Annotated in this window: 19 protein-coding genes; 9 read left to right on the forward strand and 10 right to left on the reverse strand. The window is 51.3% G+C overall.

Annotation, left to right across the window (positions count from 1 at the left end; genetic code table 11):
- Positions 1–7: 7 nt before the first annotated feature.
- A complete protein-coding gene (gene radA / locus J4864_RS07220) occupies positions 8–1,408 on the reverse strand; it encodes a DNA repair protein RadA (RefSeq protein ID WP_211815124.1) in 1,401 nt (466 codons plus the stop codon).
- Between the two features lie 63 nt (positions 1,409–1,471).
- Here radA and J4864_RS07225 point away from each other — a divergent pair, with 63 nt between their 5' ends.
- Both J4864_RS07225 and J4864_RS07230 read left to right on the forward strand, forming a co-directional pair.
- Positions 1,472–2,383, forward strand: a complete 912-nt coding sequence (locus J4864_RS07225) for an ABC transporter substrate-binding protein (protein WP_211815125.1) — start codon at positions 1,472–1,474, stop codon at positions 2,381–2,383.
- A 37-nt stretch (positions 2,384–2,420) separates the two neighbouring features.
- Positions 2,421–4,595, forward strand: a complete 2,175-nt coding sequence (locus tag J4864_RS07230) for a tetratricopeptide repeat protein (protein ID WP_211815126.1) — start codon at positions 2,421–2,423, stop codon at positions 4,593–4,595.
- A 391-nt stretch (positions 4,596–4,986) separates the two neighbouring features.
- On the opposite strand, the gene J4864_RS07235 is transcribed toward J4864_RS07230, so the two are convergent.
- Positions 4,987–7,197, reverse strand: a complete 2,211-nt coding sequence (locus J4864_RS07235) for a RelA/SpoT family protein (protein ID WP_211815127.1) — start codon at positions 7,195–7,197, stop codon at positions 4,987–4,989.
- Positions 7,198–7,342: 145 nt separating this feature from the next.
- Here J4864_RS07235 and J4864_RS07240 point away from each other — a divergent pair, with 145 nt between their 5' ends.
- On the forward strand, positions 7,343–8,860 hold the full coding sequence (locus tag J4864_RS07240; protein ID WP_211815128.1) for a DUF4301 family protein: 1,518 nt from the start codon (positions 7,343–7,345) through the stop codon (positions 8,858–8,860).
- Positions 8,861–9,267: 407 nt separating this feature from the next.
- A complete protein-coding gene (rho, locus tag J4864_RS07245) occupies positions 9,268–11,232 on the forward strand; it encodes a transcription termination factor Rho (protein WP_211815129.1) in 1,965 nt (654 codons plus the stop codon).
- A gap of 251 nt (positions 11,233–11,483) precedes the next feature.
- On the opposite strand, the gene J4864_RS07250 is transcribed toward rho, so the two are convergent.
- Entirely contained in the window at positions 11,484–12,752 is a 1,269-nt protein-coding gene (locus tag J4864_RS07250; protein WP_211815130.1) for a type IX secretion system plug protein, read from the reverse strand.
- A complete protein-coding gene (locus tag J4864_RS07255) occupies positions 12,749–13,195 on the reverse strand; it encodes a hypothetical protein (RefSeq protein WP_211815131.1) in 447 nt (148 codons plus the stop codon). Before J4864_RS07255 ends, J4864_RS07250 begins: the two co-directional genes overlap by 4 nt.
- A 170-nt stretch (positions 13,196–13,365) precedes the next feature.
- On the opposite strand from J4864_RS07255, the gene galE reads away from it, so the two are divergent.
- A complete protein-coding gene (gene galE, locus J4864_RS07260) occupies positions 13,366–14,403 on the forward strand; it encodes a UDP-glucose 4-epimerase GalE (RefSeq protein WP_211815132.1) in 1,038 nt (345 codons plus the stop codon).
- 264 nt (positions 14,404–14,667) lie between these two features.
- Here the strand turns inward: galE and J4864_RS07265 are convergent, their stop codons facing one another.
- From J4864_RS07265 to porQ, 3 genes are all read right to left on the reverse strand, one after another.
- On the reverse strand, positions 14,668–15,651 hold the full coding sequence (locus J4864_RS07265; protein WP_449579663.1) for an ISAon1 family transposase: 984 nt from the start codon (positions 15,649–15,651) through the stop codon (positions 14,668–14,670).
- Position 15,652: 1 nt separating this feature from the next.
- A complete protein-coding gene (locus J4864_RS07270; protein ID WP_211815133.1) occupies positions 15,653–15,997 on the reverse strand; it encodes an ISAon1 family transposase N-terminal region protein in 345 nt (114 codons plus the stop codon).
- Positions 15,998–16,231: 234 nt separating this feature from the next.
- The gene (porQ, locus tag J4864_RS07275) at positions 16,232–17,176 is read right to left on the reverse strand and encodes a type IX secretion system protein PorQ (protein ID WP_211815134.1); all 945 of its coding nucleotides are present in this window, start codon (positions 17,174–17,176) and stop codon (positions 16,232–16,234) included.
- 153 nt (positions 17,177–17,329) lie between these two features.
- On the opposite strand from porQ, the gene J4864_RS07280 reads away from it, so the two are divergent.
- The 3 genes from J4864_RS07280 (at position 17,330) to J4864_RS07290 (ending at position 20,123) form a co-directional block, all read left to right on the forward strand.
- On the forward strand, positions 17,330–18,127 hold the full coding sequence (locus J4864_RS07280; RefSeq protein WP_211815135.1) for an energy transducer TonB: 798 nt from the start codon (positions 17,330–17,332) through the stop codon (positions 18,125–18,127).
- A gap of 73 nt (positions 18,128–18,200) precedes the next feature.
- Positions 18,201–19,175: a polyprenyl synthetase family protein gene (locus tag J4864_RS07285; protein ID WP_211815136.1), complete on the forward strand. Its 975-nt coding sequence runs from the start codon at positions 18,201–18,203 to the stop codon at positions 19,173–19,175.
- 132 nt (positions 19,176–19,307) lie between these two features.
- Positions 19,308–20,123, forward strand: a complete 816-nt coding sequence (locus tag J4864_RS07290; RefSeq protein WP_211815137.1) for a TatD family hydrolase — start codon at positions 19,308–19,310, stop codon at positions 20,121–20,123.
- A gap of 4 nt (positions 20,124–20,127) precedes the next feature.
- Here the strand turns inward: J4864_RS07290 and J4864_RS07295 are convergent, their stop codons facing one another.
- Positions 20,128–20,688: an HD domain-containing protein gene (locus tag J4864_RS07295; RefSeq protein WP_211815138.1), complete on the reverse strand. Its 561-nt coding sequence runs from the start codon at positions 20,686–20,688 to the stop codon at positions 20,128–20,130.
- A 302-nt stretch (positions 20,689–20,990) separates the two neighbouring features.
- Positions 20,991–22,769 (reverse strand): biotin/lipoyl-binding protein, encoded by a 1,779-nt coding sequence (locus tag J4864_RS07300; RefSeq protein WP_211815139.1) that lies wholly within the window; start codon positions 22,767–22,769, stop codon positions 20,991–20,993.
- 141 nt (positions 22,770–22,910) lie between these two features.
- Here J4864_RS07300 and J4864_RS07305 point away from each other — a divergent pair, with 141 nt between their 5' ends.
- On the forward strand, positions 22,911–23,711 hold the full coding sequence (locus J4864_RS07305; RefSeq protein ID WP_211815140.1) for a hypothetical protein: 801 nt from the start codon (positions 22,911–22,913) through the stop codon (positions 23,709–23,711).
- A gap of 28 nt (positions 23,712–23,739) precedes the next feature.
- Here J4864_RS07305 and aroB read toward each other — a convergent pair whose 3' ends face one another.
- Positions 23,740–24,786, reverse strand: a complete 1,047-nt coding sequence (gene aroB / locus J4864_RS07310) for a 3-dehydroquinate synthase (RefSeq protein WP_211815141.1) — start codon at positions 24,784–24,786, stop codon at positions 23,740–23,742.
- Between the last annotated feature and the right edge of the window lie 317 nt (positions 24,787–25,103).

The raw sequence follows: 25,103 nt of genomic DNA on the forward strand, positions 1-25,103 counted from the left end.
CCGGCCATCAACCGAACAATGCCCGGAGAGCTTCTTCCACCTTTCTGACGGGATGGAGCTGTATCTTGTATTTCCCCTTAAGCCCAGACAGGTTGTACTTCGGGAGAATGATATGACTGAACCCCAGCTTTTCGGCTTCAGCTATACGCTGCTCTATCCGGCTTACCGGACGCACCTCACCGCTAAGTCCCACCTCACCGCACATACACCATCCTTGTTCTATCGGTGTGTCAACATTCGATGAGAGGACGGCGGCTATGACACTCAAGTCCATGGCCATGTCCGTCACACGGAGTCCGCCGGCAATGTTCAGGAACACGTCTTTCTGCATAAGTTTGAAGCCCACCCGCTTTTCCAGTACGGCAAGCAGCATGTTCAGTCTGCGCTGGTCAAATCCCGTTGCTGAACGTTGTGGAGTTCCGTATGCAGCAGAAGATACAAGAGCCTGTGTCTCAACAAGAAAAGGCCTGATTCCTTCAATAGTACTTGAAATAGCCACCCCTGACAGTCCCTCATGGTCTTCTGCAAGCAGCAGTTCGGAAGGATTGCTCACCTGTCGTAATCCCTGCTGCTCCATTTCATAAATACCTAACTCGGAAGTCGAACCGAAACGGTTCTTGATGCTGCGGAGTATGCGATACATATAATGCTGGTCGCCTTCAAACTGAATGACGGTATCAACGATATGCTCCAGTATCTTCGGCCCCGCAATGCTTCCTTCCTTGTTGATATGCCCGATGAGTATCACGGGCACACCGCTCGTCTTGGCAAAGCGCAACAGTGCGGACGCACATTCACGTACCTGCGTGATGCTCCCCGGACTGCTGTCCACATCTTCTGTTGAGATGGTCTGGATGGAATCCACGACCACCAGATCCGGCTGTACGTCCCGGATGTGCTCGAAGATATGTTCAAGTGATGTTTCTGACAGGATGATGACGTTTTCAGCAATATCCTTCGTTATGCGTTCGGCACGCATCTTTATCTGATGGGGGCTTTCCTCGCCACTGACATAGAGTACACGCTGCGTCATGTGGAGGATTGTCTGGAGGGTCAGCGTACTCTTTCCGATACCGGGTTCGCCGCCCAGCAAAACGATGCTTCCCGGAACCAGTCCTCCCCCCAGCACTCTGTTCAGCTCTCCGTCATGCAGGTCCAGCCGCGGTTCATCGTGCGAAGACACGTCACGCAGCCGCTGGGGTTTATTGGCCAGCGCAGAGACCGCACCGCCTGTCCCCGTGTTGCACAGCGACGTAGCGGCATGCCGGGCTGCCTGGGTGCCTGTATCGGCGGCAATACGGATTTCCTTAAATGTGTTCCATTGCCCGCAGCTGGGGCATTTGCCTATCCATTTCGCACTTTCCTGTCCGCAGTTGCTGCAGACATAAGCTATTTTGTCTTTTGCCATAAGTAGGACAAAAGTAATAAGTTTTTTTTTAGTTCCAAAATTTATTCTTAAATTTGCAACTATATGAAACTTATCAATTCCCTATCCATACTCTTTGTACTCATTTTTGCCGGCTGTGGCAAGAGCGACAAGGAACGGCAGGCAGAGCGGCTGGCACAGAGACTTGCAGAGCAGGAAGCTTATCAGAAGGCTTACAAGATCGCTGTGATGCCGACGATGGACTGTCTGCCTGCTTACCTGTTGAAAGACAGCCTTCTGTATGATTCTGCTAAAGTAGATGTCAGACTTTGCAGATTCAATGCCCAGATGGACTGCGATACGGCAATGGCCGGCGGGAGTGTGCAGGCGGCTTTCACCGATCTCGTTCGTACAGAACGGTTGAAGCACAAGCGAAAAGTGCTGATGCACTATCTGACGGATACGAATCTCGACTGGCAGCTGATAGCAGACCACGGCTCCAAGCTGAAGAAGCTGTCTGACCTCAGTGACAAGATTGTCGCAATGACCCGATATTCAGCAACCGACCTGCTGACCAATCTGGCAGTACGGAAAGGCAAGCCCAAGTATCAGGTATTCCGTGTACAGATCAATGATGTGATGGTACGGCTGCGTATGTTGCAGAACCACGAGATTGATTCCTACTGGCTTGCCGAACCGCAGGCTGCAAAGGCCTTGCAGGCTGACAACAACGTTATCTTCAGTTCGGCAGATGCCGGCGTACACCTCGGAGTGGTGGCCGTGATGGATAAGGTACGTCGCCAGACCGAAGAAGCGGCTTTTGCCGAGGCGTACGACAAGGCGGTAGATCAGATTAACAAAAAGGGCGTGAAATATTATGCCGATCTGATAAAGAAGTACATGAAAGTGGACGATGCTACGGTGCGTGCGCTGCCTGACATCAAGTACACGAAGATCGGGCCGCCCCGACGATCGGATCTGCTCATGGTTCATAATTTCCTGACGAGCGGAAAGTAAGAACAGAACTGGATATTAGTAATAAAAGCACAAGACGGTGAACGTAGAGGATATTCTAAGCAAAGCGGTTAACCTTTTGATGGACAAATGGCTGGGAAAAGCCATTGAAGTATTAGAACAGCTGTACATCCAGCATCCATCCCTCATAGGGCATAGAGAGTTCGACTCCATTCGAACTGATTACCAGCTGATGGTAGACTACATGGGAAAGGGCTATCCGGACCGTCAACGCGAGTCGCTCTATCGGGCTTTGCTGCAGCGGCTCTATCGGGTCACTGCCAATCTCGAAATCAGCTGGCGGTGCAAGAATACCGGCGCATATATTGATGCTTTTCGGACAAGCGACCATTTGAACATGAGCCACGACCTTATCCGGACGGTTCTGGAGACCTTCGTGTCGGAAGTCGCAATGCTGTCATTACGGTCTGGGGCTGAGCGGGAACGGAGGAAGAACGAACTCTACGACCGTCATCACCAGTTTGTCGACCGCCTTTTCAATGCGCTGTGGACCTCCTGTCAATGGACGGATGAAGACAGTGCCTTCTATACCGACCTGCTGCTTTCTCCGACGATTGTTTCCAGCGACCAGCAGATCATCGTGAGCGCCATCAGCATGGGAGCCATGAACCTGTTTGATGTCAATAAGTTCAAGACGCTTGTCTCTGTCTACCGGCGTTCCACAGACGAGTCTGTCCGCCAGCGCGCATTGGTTGGCTGGGTGCTGTCGGTCTTTGAAGGAATGGATATTTTTCCCGAACAGGAGTCGCTTGTGCGTGAACTCTGTCAGGATCCAGCCGTCACCCACGAACTGTTGACGCTCCAGATCCAGTTCTTTTATAGTCAGGATGCCGAGAAAGATAATGACAAGATCCAGCGTGACATCATGCCCGACCTCATGCGCAGTTCCAATCTTGCCATCGGCCGGCTCGGTATCATCGAGAAGGAAGACGACAGTATCGAGCATGTCCTGCATCAGGATGCGGAAGACAAACGCATGGAACAGATGGAAGAAAAGGTACGCCGGATGATGGAGATGCAGAAGCAGGGATCGGATATCTATTTCGGCGGTTTCAGACAGATGAAACGTTTTCCATTCTTCAGGGATATGGTAAACTGGTTTACACCCTTCTATTTGGAGCATCCGGCCTTGCGCACGACGACACAGCGTTTGGGAGACTCACAGTTTCTACAGATTCTCATGGACAAAGGTAACTTCTGCGATTCGGACAAGTATTCTTTTACACTCGCTCTGGAGCACGTCATCAACCAGTTACCTGCCAACATGAAAGAAGTAATGGGCTCTGAAGCGGCCCTGGGATCCCTTGCATCAACAGATGATCCACAGGATGCGGTTGCTATTCGACGTACTTATCTGCAGGATCTCTATCGTTTTTTCCGTCTCTATCGTACAGCAGATGATTTCATCAATCCTTTCGTGGATAACGGAAAGGGCAACTTCATGGGAGACACTTTCTTTTTTACCTACAAGACATTCATGGGGACAGCGCTCGATGAGGTCAAACTGCGCATGGCATTACACCTTTACAGGCATCATCGGTTCACCCAGCTTGCCGAACTGCTCACGACCTTCCAGAGCGATGATCCGCGCTATGCGATTCTTCTGGGCTATACAAATATCAACATCGGCAGGCCGGAGGCGGCTTATCAGTTCTTTGACAAGGTGCTGCAGCATGAATCTGACAATCTGTGGGCATTGAAAGGGAAGGCGCGGGCGGCACTTGCCTGTGAAGATTACAGCACGGCGGAAAAGGTCTATGCCCATTTATTGAAACTCGATCCGGCGCATAAGAACTATACTTTGAACCGCTGTGTGGCGCTGTTGAAGTTGGACAGGGCAAATGAGATTCGTGACGACCTTTTCCGCCTCGACTATCAGTATCCCGATGACGAGAACGTGAAACGTGTACTTGCCTGGGCGATGCTGTCAGACAACTGCCTTGAGAAAGCATCGAAGATCTATGACAGGCTTCTTGCAGCCACGCCGACCTGTGAGGATTATCTCAATGCCGGTTATTGCCAATGGGCACAGGGAAACACACGGCGTGCAGCCGAACTGTTCCGAGAATGGATGACAAGGAGCAAGAACAGTCGCGACCAACTTCTGGAAGAGTTCCGTAATGATGCCGGCATATTGAACAGATACAACATTTCAGAGACAGACTGTTTTCTGATGTTGAGTCTGGTGGAATAGAATAAGATGTCGTTCTTTGCCTTATGCAAGATGCCGGAAAATGAAAGATCCGGATCAAAGGAGATCGGCTTTGCATTGGAATCAGACAATTCACTCCCATCCGATGGAATACAACCGGCGGTGACTCCCCTTTCATGTAGTGGATATACACCCAAGCAAAAAGACTGCCGGCACTATTGGCAATTGCTTAGACATTCTTTCATGTTGCTGTCCAAGTAATTGGATAAACAGGAAACAGCCCTTATATGCGATTCGTCATATAAGGGCTGTCCTGTTGTTGTCTCAAGGTCGGATGACATGAAACGTGGCTGCGGTCTCTTTCTTTAGAAAAATCCGACACGCTTCATCCTGCAGTCCCGAGGACAGGTTGATGCACGTTCAAAGCGGGAGATCATATCCTCACGACCTCTTTGACACCTTTTACCGTCCTGAGCTTTTTGATGAGCATATTCAGTTTTGAATTGTCGTCAAGCAGAACGACAAGGTTGCCGGAGAACAGTCCGTCATGCGAATCGATGTTGATGGAACGCATGACGATTTTCTCGTCTTTGGAAATGATGTTCGAAATATTGCTTACAATCCCTATATCATCATTTCCGATGACCCGCAGGGTGATGGCATACTGGGACGTGCCTTTTCCGCTCCAGCGTGCCTTGACTATCCGATAACCGAAACGCTTACGCATCTCCGGCGCATTGGGGCAGTCACAGCGGTGGATTTTGATACCTCCGCTGACGGTCACAAACCCGAAGACGGGATCGCCATAGATCGGATGGCAGCATTTGGCAAGCGAGAAGTCCAGCCCCTTCAAGTTCTGGTCGATGACAAGTACATCATCGTTCTTCTTCAGGAACTCGGTCGACGGGTTCTCAAATTCAAAGTTCTCCGCACTTTCAGCCTCTTTGGGCTGATTGAGATTGTGGTCGTGGTTGTAGACCTTCTGATATTCCTCGATGATGTAGTTGGGATCGAGCTTTTCCTCGGCGATCTGCTTATAGAACTCAGACACTTCCTTGAATCCCATCTTTCGCAGAAGATGCCCCATGGTCGCCTCTTCTATGTCTATCTTCTTGTTCTTGAACCGCCGTTCGAGGAGTTCCTTGGCATAGAGTCCGTCCTTGACCTGCGTTTCTTTCAGTGCCAGACGAATCTTGGCCTTTGCCCGTGACGATTTGCAGATGTTGAGCCACTCCTGCTTGGGTTTCTGTGTCGTTGACGTGAGGATTTCCACCGTATCGCCACTGTGCAGCTCGGTACGGAAGGACACGTTCTTGCCATTGATTTTCCCTCCCACACACTGATTGCCGATCTTGGAATGAATGTGATAGGCGAAGTCGAGTACGGTTACTCCCTTGGGGAATTTCAGCAGGTCACCCTTGGGGGTGAAGACATAGATCTCCTTTTCGTAAAGATCAGACTTGAACTGATCCATCACCTCAAGGTTGTCTCCGGCTTCAAGAGCCGCACGGATGGAAGCCAGCCAGTCGTCCATGCCGCCTTCCGCCTTCACCCCCTTGTACCGCCAGTGGGCAGCCAGACCGTGCTCGGCAATCTCGTCCATGCGTTCTGTACGTATCTGTACTTCCACCCATTTCTTGTCCGGCCCGAGAACCGTAATGTGCAGACACTCATAACCGTTGGATTTCGGCACAGAAAGCCAGTCCCGCAGCCGCTTCGGATTGGGCTGATACATATCCGTCACGATGGAATAGGCCTGCCAGCACTGCATCTTCTCCTTGTCTGCCGGGGAGTCGAGAATGATACGGATGGCGAAAAGGTCGTAGATACCTTCAAACCCGCACTTCTGCTTCTTCATCTTCTGCCAAATAGAGTGGATGGACTTTGTCCGTCCTTTGATATGGAACTTCAGCCCAGCCGCCTTCAGATGTTCGCTGACAGGGGTGATGAAGCTGCTGATATACGCATCGCGGGCCGCCTTGGTGGCATTCAGCTTGTCTTTTATAAGGTAGTATGCGTCATGCTCGAGGTATTTCAGGGAGAGATCCTCCAGCTCGCTTTTCAGCTGGTACAGTCCCAGCTTGTGTGCCAAAGGGGCATAAAGATAGCTTGCCTCTTCGGACACGCTGCGCTGCGCCTCCTTGTTTTCGACATCACGGATCTGCCGCATGAGATTGACACGGTCGGCGATCATAATCAGGATGACACGCATGTCCTCCGCAAAAGAAAGCAGAAGATTCCGGAAGTTCTCACTCTCTATGACAGGGGTCTTCTGGTATAGCATCCGGATACGGATCAGTCCGTGAATGATCTTTGAGACTCCCTCTCCAAACCGGCTGTCAATCTCCTCAAGCGTCAGATTACCGTCCTGGACGCTCTGATGCAGGAGAATTGCAAGAACAGAATCGCGCTTCAGCCCAATATCCTTGACGGCGATAGCGGCTGTCTGCAGTGCGCAAAGGATGGGATTCAGTCCGAAGACATTACGTCGGATAGCATTGGCTGCAATCGACCTGCTCAAATGATTGCGCAGCTTCGGCAGGTCGTTTTCGAGAAACGACTGTCCAAGGGTATCCTGCAATTCCGTAAGTATCTGTTCAGACCTCTCATTCTCTTCATCCGTATAAATGAATTTCTCCTCCATAGGCAACATTCCGTTTATAGTTCATGGACAAAGGTACAAAGAAAAACGATATAATCGGAAATAAAAGTGACAATTAGTTTCTTCTTTCCAATTTAATTCGTTATTTTTGCATTTACAAAACAATCTTTTTAATACTTTACCGATTATGTTGAATAAAGAAGACCTAAGACAGATTCTTGAGAAAGGGATAAGCGAGGAGCAGATCAACCGCCAGCTCGAAGAGTTCAGACGGGGATTTCCTTTTCTGAAACTGGAAGGTGCCGCCACCCCGGGAAAAGGTGTCGAGGTGCTGGACGAGACAGCCTGCGAGGAGGCCTGCCGGGAATGGAAAGAATACCAGTCGGCTGGACACCGGGTGGTCAAGTTCGTCCCGGCATCAGGTGCAGCCAGCCGTATGTTCAAGAATCTCTTCGCTTTCCTCAATGGGGATCACGAGATACCTGCGAGCGACTTTGAAAAGGAGTTCTTTGCGAATATCCATCATTTTGCTTTCTTTGAGGAATTGTCGGACAAATGCCTGCAACTGGAAGGCAAGAGCGTGGACAGTCTGATGGCGGAAGGGCGTTACAAGGCCGTCGTCGCCGCCTTATTGAACAAAGAGGGACTGAACTACGGGCAGCTTCCGAAGGGCTTGCTCCTGTTCCATTCTTACGGGGATGGGGCGCGCACGCCCATGGAAGAACACCTGGTGGAAGCCGCACGCTATGCGGAGAGCGGCAGGAAGGCGCATGTACACTTCACCGTATCGCATGAACACCTGCACCTCTTCAAGCAGAAGGTAGCGGAGAAACAGTCGGAATACGAGGCGAAATTCGGAATCGGGTTCGACGTCACGTTCTCAGAACAGAAGCCCAGCACAGACACCATTGCGGTAAACCTCGACAACACCCCTTTCCGCAACGAAGACGGTTCGCTGCTGTTCCGTCCGGGCGGACACGGAGCCTTGATAGAGAACCTGAACGATCTGGAGGCGGAAATCGTTTTCATCAAGAACATTGACAATGTCGTTCCCGACAGACTGAAGGATTTATCCGTTGATTGGAAGATGGTTCTTGCAGGGAGACTCGTCGCACTGCAGAAACGGGCTTTTGACTACCTCCGGAAACTGGACGGAGGAACCTGCAGCCATGCGGAACTGGAGGAGATGGCCGGCTTCGTACAGAATGCGCTTTTCTGCAAGAAGCAGGACTTTTCGGATCTCGATGATGCTGCACTGGCTGCATATCTCTACAAGAAGCTGAACCGGCCGATGCGGGTATGCGGCATGGTGAAGAATGTGGGCGAACCGGGAGGAGGTCCGTTCCGGGCTTACAACGAGGATGGCACGGTCAGTCTTCAGATACTCGAGAGTTCGCAGATCGACAAGAAGGACGAGGCTTCCATGAGAATGTTCACGGAGGGGACGCACTTCAACCCGGTAGATCTCGTGTGCGCCATTAGGAACTACAAAGGCGAAGCTTTCAACCTGACGGCCTATGTAGACAAGTCAACAGGATTCATCAGTGCGAAGTCAAAGAACGGACGCGACCTGAAAGCGCTGGAACTGCCAGGCCTGTGGAACGGAGCCATGAGCGACTGGAACACTGTCTTTGTGGAAGTGCCGCTTGGGACATTCAATCCTGTAAAGACTGTCAACGACCTGCTGCGTGAGCAGCATCAGTAATGCCCGCAACCGTACGGAAGTACATGCTGCACGTACGGTCGGATTTGTTCCCAGCGGTTGGGACTCGGATTCCCAGCCGTTGGGAACGCTGTTCCCAGCCGTTGGGAATCATATTCCCGGCCGCTGGGAATCGCAGTCTTTGTGGATGAGCGGCAGGAAGTGTGCGGAGAAGGCTGAGACTGCCTGTGGAAGGTTTCATCTTCCGTAAGGGGGACTTCCCCCGTCAGCTACCGTTTCTCCTTGCCGAAAGCTCTCTTTCTCAATGGAGTCGTCTTAAAAAAAACAGGATAATTCTTGTGTGGTTCAGATTTTTATTATACCTTTGCGGCACAAAAAGACACATTTACGGATGTTTCTGCTTATGAAACATCAATGCTATCAGATGTAATTTCCCATACATATTATATATGTTAAGCAAAGAAGAATTATTAGACAAAGACGTTTCTGAGCTTGAAGCGATAGCCCAGAAAACCGGTGCCGTCTATACGCCAGGTGATGACAAGGACAAACTCGTCTACGCCATCCTTGATCGTCAGGCAGAAGAGGTGGGCACGGCACATCCACTGGAGTCAAAGCGTAAGCGTACGAGAATAGCGCGGAAAGATACGGACCGGGTCTACTCGGTGCATGGAGAGGAAGGAGAAAACTTTGACATGCAGAAGAACAAGACTGCCGGCGCTTCCGTCCAGACCACCTTGTTCAAGGACCTTCCAGAACAGCAGAGCAGCAAAAAAGCGGAAATGACACCGGAAGAGATTCTGGCTTCCATTCCGAAACATCGCGGCCGCAAGTCGAAGGCCGAACTGGAAACCATTGCGGCTGCGGAGGCAGCCATCAAAGCTAAGGCCGAACAGGGGGATGAGAAAGGCGGACAGAATGATTCCGAGCAGAAGAAAGAACCTGCCAAGCCTTCTGCCCCGGAGGACTTCATTCCCGAAGACCAGTTTGCAGGCGGCCAGTCACAGGAAGAAACCGATGGAAAGGACGAACTCCTTGCACGGCTGAAAGAAAAAGTGAATGCACACAATATGAATAATGAAACAGCCAATTCACCGGCTGGTCCGGAGGGGGTCTGGAGCGGAGACCCGGGTGACGGAACAGACTTTATTCCTGTTGTCGACTTACCGATAGAGGATCAGGGTATTGTTCCGAACTACGATATGTTCGACCAGCCGACGACACCTGCACAGATGTCCTCAATGCATTCGTACGACAGCATGGGCGCCTCTGACAACACGGAAAGCTATGATTTTTCCGACCTTATCAAGGCGAATGGCGTACTCGAGATAATGCCGGACGGTTATGGCTTCCTCCGTTCGAGTGATTACAACTATCTGTCGTCGCCGGACGATGTCTATATAGCCAACAGCCAGATAAAGCAGTTTGGCTTGAAGACGGGTGACGTGGTGGAATGCCATGTCCGTCCGCCGCGCGAGGGAGAGAAGTATTTCCCGCTGACCAGTATCGACAAGATCAACGGCAGGAAACCTTCTGAAGTCCGCGACCGTATTCCTTTCGAACATCTTACACCGCTATTCCCGGAAGAGAAGTTCTCGCTATGCGGCGACCCGAATACAACGAACTTGTCTACCCGGATTGTGGATCTTTTCTCACCTATCGGCAAAGGACAGCGTGCCCTGATCGTTGCACAGCCTAAGACAGGAAAGACCATCCTGATGAAGGATATTGCCAATGCCATTGCCGCCAACCATCCGGAAGCATACCTGATGATGCTCCTGATTGACGAGCGTCCCGAGGAAGTTACGGACATGGCGCGTACAGTCAATGCAGAGGTCATTGCCTCTACGTTTGATGAACCGGCAGAACGTCATGTGAAGATTGCAGGCATCGTATTGGAAAAAGCCAAGCGTATGGTTGAGTGCGGACATGACGTCGTCATCTTCCTCGACTCCATCACGCGTCTGGCACGTGCTTACAACACGGTGGCTCCAGCCTCCGGAAAGGTACTGACAGGTGGTGTCGATGCCAATGCGCTGCAAAAACCGAAACGGTTTTTCGGAGCAGCCCGCAACATAGAAGGGGGCGGCTCACTGACCATCATCGCGACAGCTTTGATTGATACGGGCTCCAAGATGGATGAAGTCATCTTCGAGGAATTCAAGGGAACAGGAAACATGGAGCTGCAGCTTGACCGCAGCCTCAGCAATAAGCGTATCTTCCCCGCAGTCAATCTGGTTGCGTCAAGTACACGCCGTGATGATCTTCTGCAGGACCGCACCACACTCGACCGCATGTGGATTCTTCGAAAGTATATTGCCGATATGAACTCTATTGAGGCGATGAACTCTATCCATGACCGCATGGCCCGTACAAAGGATAATGACGAGTTCCTGATGTCGATGAACGACTAAGGGTGCAAGAATAAAAGTGCATCAGAGGGCAGGACGGTTCTGTTCCGCTCTCTGATGCACTTTTTCTGATGTTTTGGATGGATGTATCGAAAGATTCCAGTCCCTTTCAAGGGTCGGCTCTTGCCCCCCCATGAAAAGGCCTTGTGGATGTTTTGCACAGGGAAGAGCGCAGAGGAAGTCTGACAAGGTGCGTCAAGGCCTCTGCAAGCTGACCTGTTCACAAGAGGAAGATATGTCCGCCGTGGAAACGGTCAGAACGACCCTTTCACGAATCTTACATTGGCATAGGCTACAAGTCTGTCAGTCCTGCCTCCTTGTGGTCGGAAATAAATGAGTGCCTGATAGCTGTTTTCCGTCTGAAAATGGCCTTTGTCTACACTGAAAGGAAGGATTTCCCCTTGTCCATCCACTGCAAGGAATTGATAATTATAATAGCCGAATTTTAAAGGCACTGTCGCTTCATAACATCTTTTTTCAGCATCATAAGTCATCTTGTAGGATGGCAGCAGGCGGCTATACGTCCAGTCACCATTGAGATAGATATCGTAAGGGTAGGGGGACGGCGTGCTGAGCCGGAAGTGGACAAAGACATAATCACTGGCGGTGTTTATGTCCATATTGTCTGAATTGCGAATGAGGAAGGCACCGTCGGCATCCTCGTCATAGATGTAATTCAACAGCGGTGATGCGGCGAAGGGATAGACGTGGAAGTGGCTTCCGTCCCAGCTTATCCTGTCGATTCCCATCGAGGCGGCATCGGTAGAGAGAATCTCGAATTTACGGTATTCGTTGCCTGCCGGGAAAATATAATCGGGGGCGTGCTTCCAGCGCAGTCCATCCGCCATCACATATTGTGGCCTGCTGTTCCATCGGGCATCTATCCAGTTCCTGTTCTGCATCACAACGGTCTTGATCTGCTGCTGCGGATAGTTGACCCTGTTGTTACCGTAATCGACCTGCATTTCCAACTGCTGGTGTCTGTCGTTGATGGTCTTGTCCGTATGTGTCGTGACATTCAGTTTTACCCCCATGGATCGGTCTGCCGGTTCTAAAATCATAAAGCAGGCAGTGAGCAGAGGGGCATCAGGGGTTTCATCATCGTACACATACAGCCTGTAATTCCCAGACAGCCTGGGACTGCATTTTTCGTTGGGAATATCCAGATGGTAGTGGGTGTATAACGTGTTTGTGAGCACGGAGCCCTTGACGTTGTCGATCGTATTCCCTGACAGGAAACCGCTGGCAACATCACTGTCGAACAGACCCGTAGAGGGCTGCCAGTCGGCTTCACAATGTTCCAGCCGGTAAGTCATCCGCCGGTAAGTGTGCGTGAGGTCGTCAAAATCGATGCTTATTTTTCCGGTGTTGAGCATCATGACCGGCAGCTCCATCCACCTTCCATCAGCAATTACCTGTAGAGAACGGATTCGGGCATCCCGTATTTCATGCCGCTGTGCAGACATGGGAACCGCCGAAAGACACGCCAGGCAAAAGAGAAGCCTCAAGATCCTTTGCTTCATTTCTCCTGATTCAAAATATCTTCCAGGAAACTGTCAAGTTCTTCGTCCAGCCCCTGCATGAGGTCGCCTCCCAAGATTGCCATATCGTCGTCTACAAGATACAGTTCTGCGACATTGTTTTTGTCATCATCCTCGAGCAGGAAGCTGTAAGGTTTCATGATCGACAGATTCTCCGTCACCTCTTTGATGCGGTTGAGCTCTTGACGCAGGATGGCCGCCGCCTCCGGATAGAAATTGTCGCTCTTGTCGTCAATCCACTGACTGACGACACAACGGGTAATCTCGTTGTCGCTGTCATCAAATGCCATAAGATCTCCACTGTCCTGTGAGGCGCGCAGATGAATGTCCGTCATGGGCATGTCACAGCCGCCGGCCGTGAATTTCTGTGCGATTTTCTTCAGGAAACGTTCAATCTGCTGCTGGGTCTGCTCGGTTTCTGTCATGTCTCGGTATGTATTGATATTGTTCTGGCAAATATACAAAAAGTTTTCGATTATGTAGAAATCAGCGAACTTTTTTACATTCTTTTTTTTGAAAGTAACAAAAAAACACTAACTTTGCAGCGAAACTGATGGATGCAGGTCAGCCTAAATAAGGAAAAACGAAAGATAAAATGAAACAAACAATTCTTGTTACAGGAGGAACCGGTTTTATCGGTTCGCATACGAGTGTCGAACTGATTGAAGCCGGATACGACGTGGTAATCGTCGACAATCTGTCTAATTCGAAGATAGAGGTGCTGGATGGCATCGAGAAGATAACGGGTGTACGTCCTGCATTTGAACAGATTGATCTCCGCGACCGTGAGGCAACAGAAAATGTTTTCCGTAAGTACCCGAAGATAGAAGGGATTATCCACTTCGCCGCATCTAAAGCCGTCGGTGAAAGCGTGCAGGAGCCGCTGCTGTACTATCGGAACAATATCGTTTCTCTGATCAATCTGCTGGAACTGATGCCGGCATATAATGTGAAAGGATTTATCTTCTCAAGTTCCTGTACCGTCTATGGGCAACCCAGACCGGAGAATCTACCGGTTACAGAGGATGCCCCTCACCAGAAAGCGACTTCTCCATACGGTAACACAAAAGAAATCAACGAGCAGATCATTCTGGACTATATCCATAGCGGCGCCAATATCAAGAGCATCGTCCTGAGATATTTTAATCCCATCGGTGCGCACCCCTCTGCTTTGATCGGAGAGTTGCCGAACGGTGTCCCCAACAATCTGATTCCTTATGTTACGCAGACGGCGATGGGCATCAGGAAGCAGCTTACCATCTTCGGCAATGACTATGACACGCCAGACGGAACCTGTATCCGTGACTATATCTATGTCGTCGATCTGGCAAAGGCTCACGTAGCGGCCATGGCACGTGTGTTGGATCAGGATACTGACAACATCGAGTACTTCAATATCGGAACGGGACATGGCAATTCTACCAAGGAAATAGTGGAGACCTTTGAAAAGGCCACAGGAGTAAAAGTAAACTGGAAGTTCGGCCCGCGCCGTGAGGGAGACATAGAAAAGATCTGGGGAGACTGTACCAAGGCTAACACGGTGTTAGGCTGGAAGGCTGAGACTCCTTTGTCTGATGTTCTTGCATCAGCATGGAAATGGCAGGAAAAACTCAGAGCCGATGGCGTGATGTAAAGACAGAGATCCAAGGATTAAAAAAATATTCTACGATTAACAAAGTCTGTATTTGCAAGCAAAAACAGTATTGCAGGTGTATCCTGCTTTATTTTGTGTTTGTGTTGTTGTTATCCCTCGATGCGAATCGGGGGATATTTTTTTTGAAACTTGTGTACTGACGAGAAGGATGGAGGCTGTCCGTTCTGGGCATTCTCTTGTTTTCTACGAAGTTGTCTCATTTATATTGGGTCAGTCCTAAAACCCAGTTGCAAGCCTATCCTCTTAAGCACATAATTTCATAAGTCTATATAAAAAGAAAGGAATATCTGTCACTCCTCTGAACTGTGCCCTGAATGCCTTAACTTTAGCATTGAATGACTCGGCATTTGCATTCGTAGCTCTGTTTACAAAGAAATTGAGTATGGTCTGATAATGATTTTCAAACGTGTCAATCACTGTGTAGAAATTGTCCACTCCCAGCTCTTCAACCTCATTAAACCATTTTGCCAGCTTCAGCCTTGCAGCATCCTTGATGCTCTTGATGTTATAAATGTCGGTAAGTTTCATAGCCAAATCATATGCCTTTTTCAGTGTCGGATAATGTTCAAAGATGATTTGTGCCCTACCTTTCTGTGTTTCAGTCCACTTGGTCTTGTGCTTGGTCAATATGAACTTTGCTCTGGCGAGCAACTGCTTGCGCGTGTCACCATTGCTGTATCTAAATGGTATATATTCCTTACCCTTACTTTTAGCTTCTTTTATCTCCTCATTCTCTTTATCTCTTGCCATCCATCGGTAAGCAATACGCATGTCATCCAGAGCATCATAATATAGTTTCTGCACATGAAATCTATCATTGGTAATAAGTGCTTTTGGGAAAACAGAGCGGGCTATGCGCATCATCGAAGATGACAAATCGAGTGTTATCTCCTTGACAGTCTTCCGTTTAGAAAGGTTTATCTTCTTGAGAACCTGGATGACGTCCTCTGCCTTGGTCCCTTTAACCACAGCTACCAAAGTCCCTTTTCTGCCCTTTCCCGCCTTGTTGGTCAGAAAAGTATAAACCTCGCCACTGCTTAGACAGGTCTCATCAATACTTAGACTCTCACCTATGTTATTTTCAAACAATAGCCAGTCTTGAGCATGATCCAGCTGATCCCAGCTGCGGTAGTCACTGAAATGTTCCTTGTACTGTGTGGATAACAGCTTGCCATTTACGCCATAGTGAGCACCGATACTTGCGATGCTCTCTGCAGTGGACTCAATTCTATTCTTTTAAAAAAAAAACGAACTCGGGGGATAGTCTACTGCCCTCAGCCGTCAAATCATCATATGAATAAGTAAATATCTCTCCGTTGGAACTGTCACGCCACTTGCGACGGCGGACATGGAGGTAAACTGCTTTGCCACGAAGGGGGAAGTCCTGAATAACACGCTCGCTGGTAAAACCATAACTGCTTACAGTGCCTGACTTATGGTCTGACTTTTCCATGAAGTTACGCTCGTCAAGCCAAAAGTCAAACTGCGAAACACTCTCGTGAATATCGACAACATCAAAGTAGTCGGCAAGTACATCTGGAAAGATGCAACGTAATAATTGGTGACTCTTCATGATGCAAAGGTAATAAATACTTATGAAATTATGTGCTTAAGAGGATAGGCTTGCAACTGGGTTTTAGGACTGACCCTTTATATTACTTTCAGTCGCATGGCAACGTCCTGTTCCTTCAAGGAGGAAGCTGTTTCTGTCACTTAACAGGCAGAAATCGATCAAGAGTGTTCTTTAAGCCTGCTCATAATGAGCGTACTGTCCTTGAGCCGTCATCGGGCAGTCGGCATGAGGCCGTCAGAAAGAATAGGCCAGGTTGATCAGTACCGAACTGCTGGCGGCATGGTATTTCCCGTAGGCAAGGTTCAGCTTGAATCGTTCAAGGTTGATGCCGCCGCCGATGCTGAAGCCTGCTCCGTGCGCAGAGGCTTCCTCCGCCTTGCCGACGGTCATCTCGTCAGCCCGGCGGAGATTGTAGCCTGCGCCGATCCATATACTCTCGGAAAGCAGGAGGTCGAGGCCGAGGTCGAGGTGATCGGCAAGGCGGTAGCTGTAATGGGTAAGGTCGACGAGCGTCGCCGACAGCCTGACGGGCAGAGCGGCGAAGGTCTTGCTCACACCCACCTGCACATCCGTCGGCATCTTGCCGTAATCCTCCTCATAGGCCTTGATCTGGCCACCGAGGTTCTTGGCGACCAGTGACACCGACCACTGTTCCTCCGGCTCATACCAGTTCAGACCGAGGTCTACGCCTACCGCCATCGAATTGTAATGTCCGATGTAGGACGTGATGAACTTCGCCGTGATGCCGCCCACGATGTTCCGTGCCAGTTCGTAGGCGAAGATGCCCTCGACGGCAATGTCGCTGGCGTTGAAGGTGCCTGTCCGCACGTTGTTTTCGTCGGTCTCCTTCATCCGTCCGTAGTTCATGTACTGTACGCCGCCGGCGACGGTGGCTTTTTCGCCCAGGGCCTTGGTATAGGAAGCCCCCATGTAATTGGCTCCGTGCATATAGTTCATGTAACTGAGCCCTACGGTCCGGTCGCTCACCGATGCTGCCAGTGCCGGGTTGGAGAACATCAGTGAGGGGTCGTCCTCAATGACGGTGATGTTCTCTCCGCCCAGTGCAGCAGCGTGTGCGCTCAGCGGCAGCCGCAGGAAGTTGTATTCTGTCTGGCTCTCCTGTGCCTGCATGGCAGCAGAAAAAAGCGTTAGCAGGAGTGCAGAAACGATTTTTTTCATTTAATCTGACTTAATTTCTCGGCAAAGTTACGGCTTTTTCCGAATATCTTATTACTTTTGTCTTTTGAAGTTCCGGCGCGGTGCAGAGGATTTTCCTGCGATGCCTGCCATGGTTTGTATAACGGCGTAAGCGCACATTTAGTATATTTTGTCTTGGAAATAAAGAAGTCGGACAGGGCAGACCTGGAGAATAAGCGGTGGGTTGGTTTCCTTCTGGGAATCATCATCGCCCTCTCTGTCTTTTTTGTGGCGATGGAATACAATGCGGCAGGTACGGACGATGATGCGGCCGACTCCAGGACCTTGAAGAATGTGACGCTCCACGACCTGGATATGCTGCCGGCCATCGACCAGCAGGATCTGGCGAAGAAACAGGACGAGAAGAAACCGACCATAGAGGATATGCTCAACCTCAAGCGGCGCGACATCCCCAACAAGGTGACACCGCACGACGTGGGCAACATGAACGCCAACGACAGGAAGACGGGGGCTCCGCAGATGAGCGACGAGGCTGTCGTGATGCCGATGGTGACCACCACCCCCGAGCCGCCCAAGGTAAAGGAAGAGGCAAAGAAGGAGATGGAGAAGATGACCGATGACCCTTCAGAAGAGGAGGCGGAACGCTATGACGACAAAGTCAGCAAGCGCATTCTCTCCCAGACACCGACGCCGCCCGGCGGATGGGTGGAGTTCATGAAGTGGCTTACGAAGACGCTGCTGTACCCCGCCGATGCAAAGCAGAAGCAGGTGCAGGGGACGGTGAACATCACCTTCATCATCAATGTGGACGGGACGGTGGACGATGTCCGGGTGAAGAGCGGGAAGATTCCTGTGCTCAATGCCGAGGCACTGCGGGTTCTCAGGACGATGGGCAGATGGAAGCCGGGAATCGAAAAGAACCGCCCGTGCCGTTCTCTCGTGGAGATTCCCATCGTCTTCCAGCTCTCATGACGCCCCCTGATATGCAAAGGCGGATCCGTCGCCGGTGAAGAAAGAAAATAACTGTTTAACCAAACGCTCTATCATGTACACTGCTGATGAAATTCTCGACAAAGTAAACGAGTATATAGGCAATCTCTCTTACGGACGCAGGCCGCAGAGCCTGTACGAACCGATCAGATATGTACTCTCGCTGGGAGGGAAGCGCATACGTCCGACGCTGATGCTTCTGTCCTACAACCTCTTCAGGGACGACCCTGAGACCATTCTCTCTCCGGCGTGCGCCCTTGAGACCTATCACAACTACACGCTCCTGCACGACGACCTCATGGACGACGCCCCGCTGCGCCGCGGACAGCAGACGGTACACGTGCGCTGGGATGCCAATACGGCCATTCTCTCGGGCGACTCGATGCTTGTCCTGGCATTCGAACGGATGCAGCAGTGTGACGACAGGCACCTGCGGGATGTGCTGCGGCTCTTCACCGTGACGGCACTCGAAATAGGGGAGGGACAGCAATACGATATGGAATTTGAGCACCGGGACGATGTGACGGAAGCGGAGTACATCGAGATGATCCGGCTCAAGACCAGTGTCCTGCTGGCCTGTGCGATGAAAATCGGTGCCATACTGGCCGATGCGCCTTCTGAGGATATGGACAATCTCTATAAGTTCGGCGAACAGATCGGACTGGCGTTCCAGCTGCAGGACGATTACCTGGATGTTTATGGGGATCCCAAGGTTTTCGGCAAGAAAATCGGGGGGGACATCACGTCGAACAAGAAGACGTATATGCTGATCAATGCGCTCAACAAGGCGAATGCACGCCAGCGGAAGGAGCTGGAAAAGTGGATAGGCTGTGAGTCGTTCCACCGCAACGAGAAAGTGGCGGCCGTCACGGCATTGTATAACAAGATAGGTGTAGACAGAATGGCGATAGACTGCATCAATCATTATTTCGATGAGGCAAACAAGTATCTTGCCGCCGTGAAAGTCTCTGATGAACGCAAGACCGAACTGATGGCATACGCACAGAAACTGCTGCATAGACAGCGTTGACAAGCTGTATCTGGCTTCATCCGTTCCTCCGCATTTCACCGCCTATCTCCATCTGCATTTCCATCTCGACCATCTCATATCCTCCTCCTTTGCAGGAGTTCGGAGATACTTTCTTTTTTATTACCCATACAAATGATCATCGACACCCACGCCCATTTAGATGTAGAAGATTTCAAGACCGACCTTCCGGAGGTCGTGCGCCGTGCCCATGAGGCCGGAGTAGGAAAGATCTTCCTGCCTGCCATCGACTTGAAGTCGGTTGACTCCGTCCTGGCTGTCTGCCGTCAGTTCCCTGACACCTGCTGGCCCATGATCGGCCTGCAGCCCGAAGAGGTGCGTGACGACTGGCGTGAAGTGCTGGCTGCCATGCACCGGCGCATCCTCCTTTCGCTCCGTCAGAAGGCGGAGGGAACAGTGCTGCCGGGCGAGACGGTCGTTGCCATCGGTGAGGTGGGGCTGGACTTCTATTGGTCGCGCGAATACGAACGGCAGCAGCTTGCCGCCTTCGAGGAGGCCGTGAAGTGGAGCGTGGAGACACGGCTTCCGCTGATGATTCACTGCCGGAAGGCGCAGAATGAACTGCTGCGTGTCATGCGTGCTTATGAGAGGGAATTGCCAGGCGGTGTCTTTCACTGTTTTACAGGCAACCGGAAAGAAGCCGAGGCGTTCCTCCGTTTCGACCGTTTCGTCCTTGGTATCGGGGGCGTGTCAACGTTCAAGAGCAGCCATCTGCGTGAGGATCTTCCTGCGGCGGTTCCCTTGGACCGCATCGTCCTCGAGACCGACAGCCCTTACATGGCTCCTGTCCCTTATCGTGGAAAGCGCAACGAGAGCGCTTTCATCGTAGAGGTGATGCGTACTCTTGCTGCCTGCTATGCCGTCGACGAGGCTGCTATCGCCCGTCAGACAAATGAGAATGTAAGGCGTGTGTTCGGCGTGGAGATCTGACGTGTCATGCGTCTTCTTCATCTGGAACGATGCGGAACATCTGTTCCCATGTTCTGAAACGTTGCAATCCTTCCTCTCCGAATTTCGCAAGACTTGTTTCTGCTTCCTCCAGACTCTTTTCGTGATCGAGATGGCTCTTGGAGAAGAACTTGTCAGCATAGCAGATAAGTTTCTCTTCTGCTGTCTCAGGCAGGAAGTCGTGCATGGGAAGGGGCAGATGCTGTACGAGTATCTGTTCACGAGTGATGCCTGCTCCGGTGTGGCGTTCGCAGACGCGGGCATGTCGCGGGAAACCTTCTGCAAGCAACATCCCGGCTCCGATGTGTCCATGACAGATGTAAGGCTCGCTGCCGAAACACTGTATGCCGGGCGCATTGCAGCGCACGATTCCGATGTCGTGCAGCATGGCAGCCTCTTCAATGAACCGTCTGTCAAATTCCAGCTCAGGATGCTGACCGGCGATGGCGAGAGCCTTGTCAGCTACGGAGCGGCTGTGGACAAGGAGGATGTGGCGCAGAGCATTGTCTTCGGGATAATATTTGTCTATGATTGCCTGATAATCCATTGCTTGTTGTTGTACAGATGGAGTAGGGGGAGGACGGCATCCTTGGGAACATTATACCTTTCTGCTGTCAAGGCTCCAGCTACCCTGTGATTATAAGAATCGCCCGTTATCCGACCAAAGCCCATGTATCTGTGGGCTTTACCGTTCCTGACAGTCCCGTTGAGCTTCTTGCCGGCAGCGGTACCGCTGTTCTATATATGCTGTCTGGGCGTTTCCTTCCATCAAAAAAGCCATGACTCCTCTCCCTGCCGGCATTCACCGACATGAACGAGGAAGCATGGCTTTGATCATTTAAAATATCTTTATGCTTCGTGAGCTCTCTCGATGTAGGCGATGACATCACCCTTGCCCACCTTGGCACCCTGCTTGGCATTGATTTCAACCAGCTTGCCGCCGAGAGCGGCAGGGACGGTGACGAACTCGCCCCATGGAGCCTGGATGTAACAGAAGACATCGCCCTCCTTGTATTCCTTTCCGATGTACGGCTCGACTGCCGGAGCAGCTTCGCCGTCGCCCTGGAACTCCCAGAAGAGCTGACCCTTGACCGGTGCGACGATGGCGTCGGCCTTGGCATGCTTGAAGGCTGCCGCCTCCTCCGGGCTGACCTTGGCGCCGAGCTTGGCATCCTTGGCGGCCTGCAGGTCGGCAAGGAAGTTCTTCTTGGCCTGTCCGCTCTTGTAGTTGCGGTACTGTTCCGGGTGCATGGCCAGCTCGAAGAGTTCCTCATCGTCCTGCCCGTAGTCCCATCCGTTCTCGTCCATTTCCTTGCGGAAGTCGTCGAGTGCGTTGGAGAGCAGGGTATGCGGGTCGGCATCGGTGAACTCGAGACCTTTCTGCTTGGCAAGATCCTTCAGCTCCTGGCAGATTTCACCAGGTACACGACCGCTCTTGCCGAGAATCATGCCCCACATGGAATCGTCCATCATCACGAAACGTCCCTTGCCCTGCTCGAGGGTAAGGAGGTTCATCAGGGCGATGTTCTTGGTATATTGCGAGAAGGGGGTCACCAATGGAGGGTAGCCGACGCGCGGCCATACGTATGCCACCTCGTCGAACAGCTTGATGAGCATATCGTCTACTGAAAGCTCCGGTTCGCCCTTCTTCCTGCGGAGATTGTTGATTGTCGTGCGGATGCCGCCGAGGTCGGCCATCATCGATCCCATCATGCCGCCCGGCAGACCGCAGGTAAGCAGCAGCGAACTCATGTACTTGTTCTGTGGGTTGATGAAGTAGCCGAGCCACTCATCGATGAACTCCTGGGTCATGGCGCGTGCCTTCATATAGGCGTCCATGTTGATATCGGGCACGTCGAAGCCGGCATTCTTCAGCATGCTCTGTACAGAGATGACATCCGGATGAACCTTGCCCCATGACAGCGGCTCGATGGCAACATCGAGAATGTCGATGCCGTTCTTGGCAACTTCGAGCATGGAAGCCATGGAAAGACCGGGGCCGGAGTGCCCGTGGTACTCCAGGAGAATGTCCGGATGCTTCTCCTTGATGCGGCGCGTCAGTTCACCGAGGAAGACCGGCTGGCCGATACCGGCCATGTCCTTCAGGCAGAGTTCTTCTGCACCGGCGGCAATCTCCTCGTCGGCCAGCTTGCAGTAGTATTCGATGGTGTGGATAGGGGAGGTGGTGATGCAGAGCGTACCCTGCGGTGTCATGCCGCCTTCCTTCGCCCACTTCAGTGCCGGGGCGATGTTGCGGATGTCGTTCAGACCGTCGAAGAGACGGGTGATGTCCACGCCCTGCGCATGCTTCACACGGTACATCATCGCACGCACGTCGTCAGGAACAGGGTACATACGCAGTGCATTCAGACCGCGGTCGAGCATGTGGGTCTTGATGCCGGCCTCATGCAGGATTCTGGTGTAGGCACGGACAGACTCGTTCGGGTTCTCACCGGCGAGGAGGTTCACCTGTTCGAAGGCACCGCCGTTTGTTTCTACACGTGCGAAACAGCCCATCTCGATGAAAACAGGCGCAATACGTACCAACTGATCCTTGCGTGGCTGGAACTTACCAGAGCTTTGCCACATGTCTCGGTAAATGAGACTGAACTGAATTTTCTTTCCCATATATGTTTTCTGTTGTTATCTAAATGAAGGGATTGCAGACTGCAATCTGACCTGCAAAATTAGATAAAATTTTCCAAAAAACAACTGACAGCTAATATTTTTTGCAATAATTGACTAACTTTGCAGTCTAAAAGTAAATACATGAAGAAATTGTCTTTTCCCCTTGCCAGTCTGTTCCTGCTGCTGCTCACGGCCTGTTACAACCAGGCTACGACGGGCGACCAAGGCGCTATCGACGTGGAGACCCAGCTGAAAGGCGACAGTACCCGATACGGTCTGGCGTGCGACGGATGCTCCGATTCGGTGATTGTCCTCCTGCCGAACGAGGGAGGAGACCCGGTAAAGTTCGACATCGTTACGGCCAAACGCAACGGTCAGGTGTACGGTACGCCGGAGATCGGAGACGAACTGGCGATCGTACCGAACCCTATCGACCCTTATGAGGCGGAGATGGTCATCGACCTCGAACAGATGAAAGGCACGTGGACGTTCCAGGTCGTACCGAAGCTGAAGCCGAACCCGACGAAGTCGGAGGATGAAATCATGGCGGAGATGAGCGACTCCATGAAGGCCGCACTGTTTATCCCCAGGGAGTACGGATTCACTTTGAAAAGCTACAACCAGGCTTCTCCGGTAGGCTATATCATCAAATCCAATTCACTGGAGGACGAGAGCCCGGTGGAATATCCGAAGGTGACCGTCTATACCAGCTGGCATATTTTCAACGGAAGGCTATATATCTACAAGGATACGGTTGACGAGCAGGGACACCGTATTCCGCAGGATTCCGTCGGCTTCGACTCCGGCTCCATGCGCTATCTCTCAGCCGACTCCATGGCCGCCCTCTTCGGCAAGAAGGTGATGCAGTACCATCGGAAGAAAAACGCCATGGAGGCGAACAAGGAGGCACAGGAGGCAGAATCGAAGAACCAAGCTAAATAGCACGCATCACTTCTCCTGTCACCTTTGTCTATCCCTCACGGACAAAATCAAGCGCCTCCCGGACCTCCTCTTCGGATAGGGTCTGGTCGATGCGGATCTCGCCGATTCCCGCCAGAAGCGTGACATTGATTTCACTGCCCCGGTTCTTCTTGTCGTGGTGCATCAGTTCTATCAGTTCGGGATAGTCATTGCAGGTAAAGGGAAGGACACCATAAAAGGCACGGATAAAGCTGACGGTCTGCCTCATCTGTTCGACAGGGAATCCTGTCAAGGCAGCCGACAGGTAAAGTTCGGCTATCAATCCGAAGGCAACGGCATATCCGTGGAGGACCGGCTTGCGTCTCAATGACCATGCCTCAAAAGCATGACCGAATGTGTGCCCGAGATTCAGAGCCTTCCTGATCCCCTTCTCATGCGGATCCTCTTCCACGATACGTTCCTTCACCTTGACGCTCTTCCCGAGCATCACCGAGAGTTTCGACAGGTCAGGCCGTGCAAGGTCAAAGCCGACCAGCTCTGCCCACATTGTCTTATCCGCAATCAGGCCGTGCTTCAGCATCTCCGCATATCCGCTACGGATGTTCTCTTCATCAAGGGTCTTGAGCCATCCGGTATAAAGGATGACGAAAGCCGCATCAGAGAACACGCCGACTTCATTCTTCAGTCCTCCGAAGTTGACACCGGCCTTTCCCCCCACGCTGGCATCCACCATGGCGAGGAGTGTCGTCGGAACATTGATGAAGTTGATTCCACGTTTGAAGGTCGAGGCGGCAAATCCTCCAAGGTCGGTCACCATTCCTCCCCCCAGATTGACAAGTAGCGAATGACGTGTTGCCCCTCCCTCCTGCAAAGCCTTCCATACTTCTGTGAGTGTCTCGACGGTCTTGCAGCTGTCGGTCGCTCCAATCGTGATAAGCCGTGCGCCTTTCAGGCAGAAGTAGTCCTTGACACATTCCCAGCATTTCACACGTGTCGTTTCATCGACAAGTACAAAGGTTCTGTCGTGTTCACACTCCGAGATGGCCGCCGCCAGATCTTTTCCGAACAATTCCGATATGATCACATTCTGTCCCATAAGCTTTCTCCTAATTTAATACTTACACAAAAATAACTTTTTCCTGTTACAATATGATGGAATAGGATGGAAATTTCACACACTTTAATACTGTTGGATACATTCTTGCGCAGATGCTTCCGCCTGTGTGCAACAATTGGAAAAGCCAGACAAAGGAGGATAAACTACAAGACAAGATGCAGAAAAGGGGAGTTGATATGATGCCTGTCCATCAGCACGTCTTTCCGTCTTCTACAGACAAATTATTCTCATATCATCGGTGTTTGTAAACTGTTTTCATGCAGTTCAAAGCAACACATGCTCTTCTGGCTTCTAAA

Source organism: Prevotella multiformis, from assembly GCF_018127985.1.
GTDB classification, from domain to species: domain Bacteria; phylum Bacteroidota; class Bacteroidia; order Bacteroidales; family Bacteroidaceae; genus Prevotella; species Prevotella multiformis.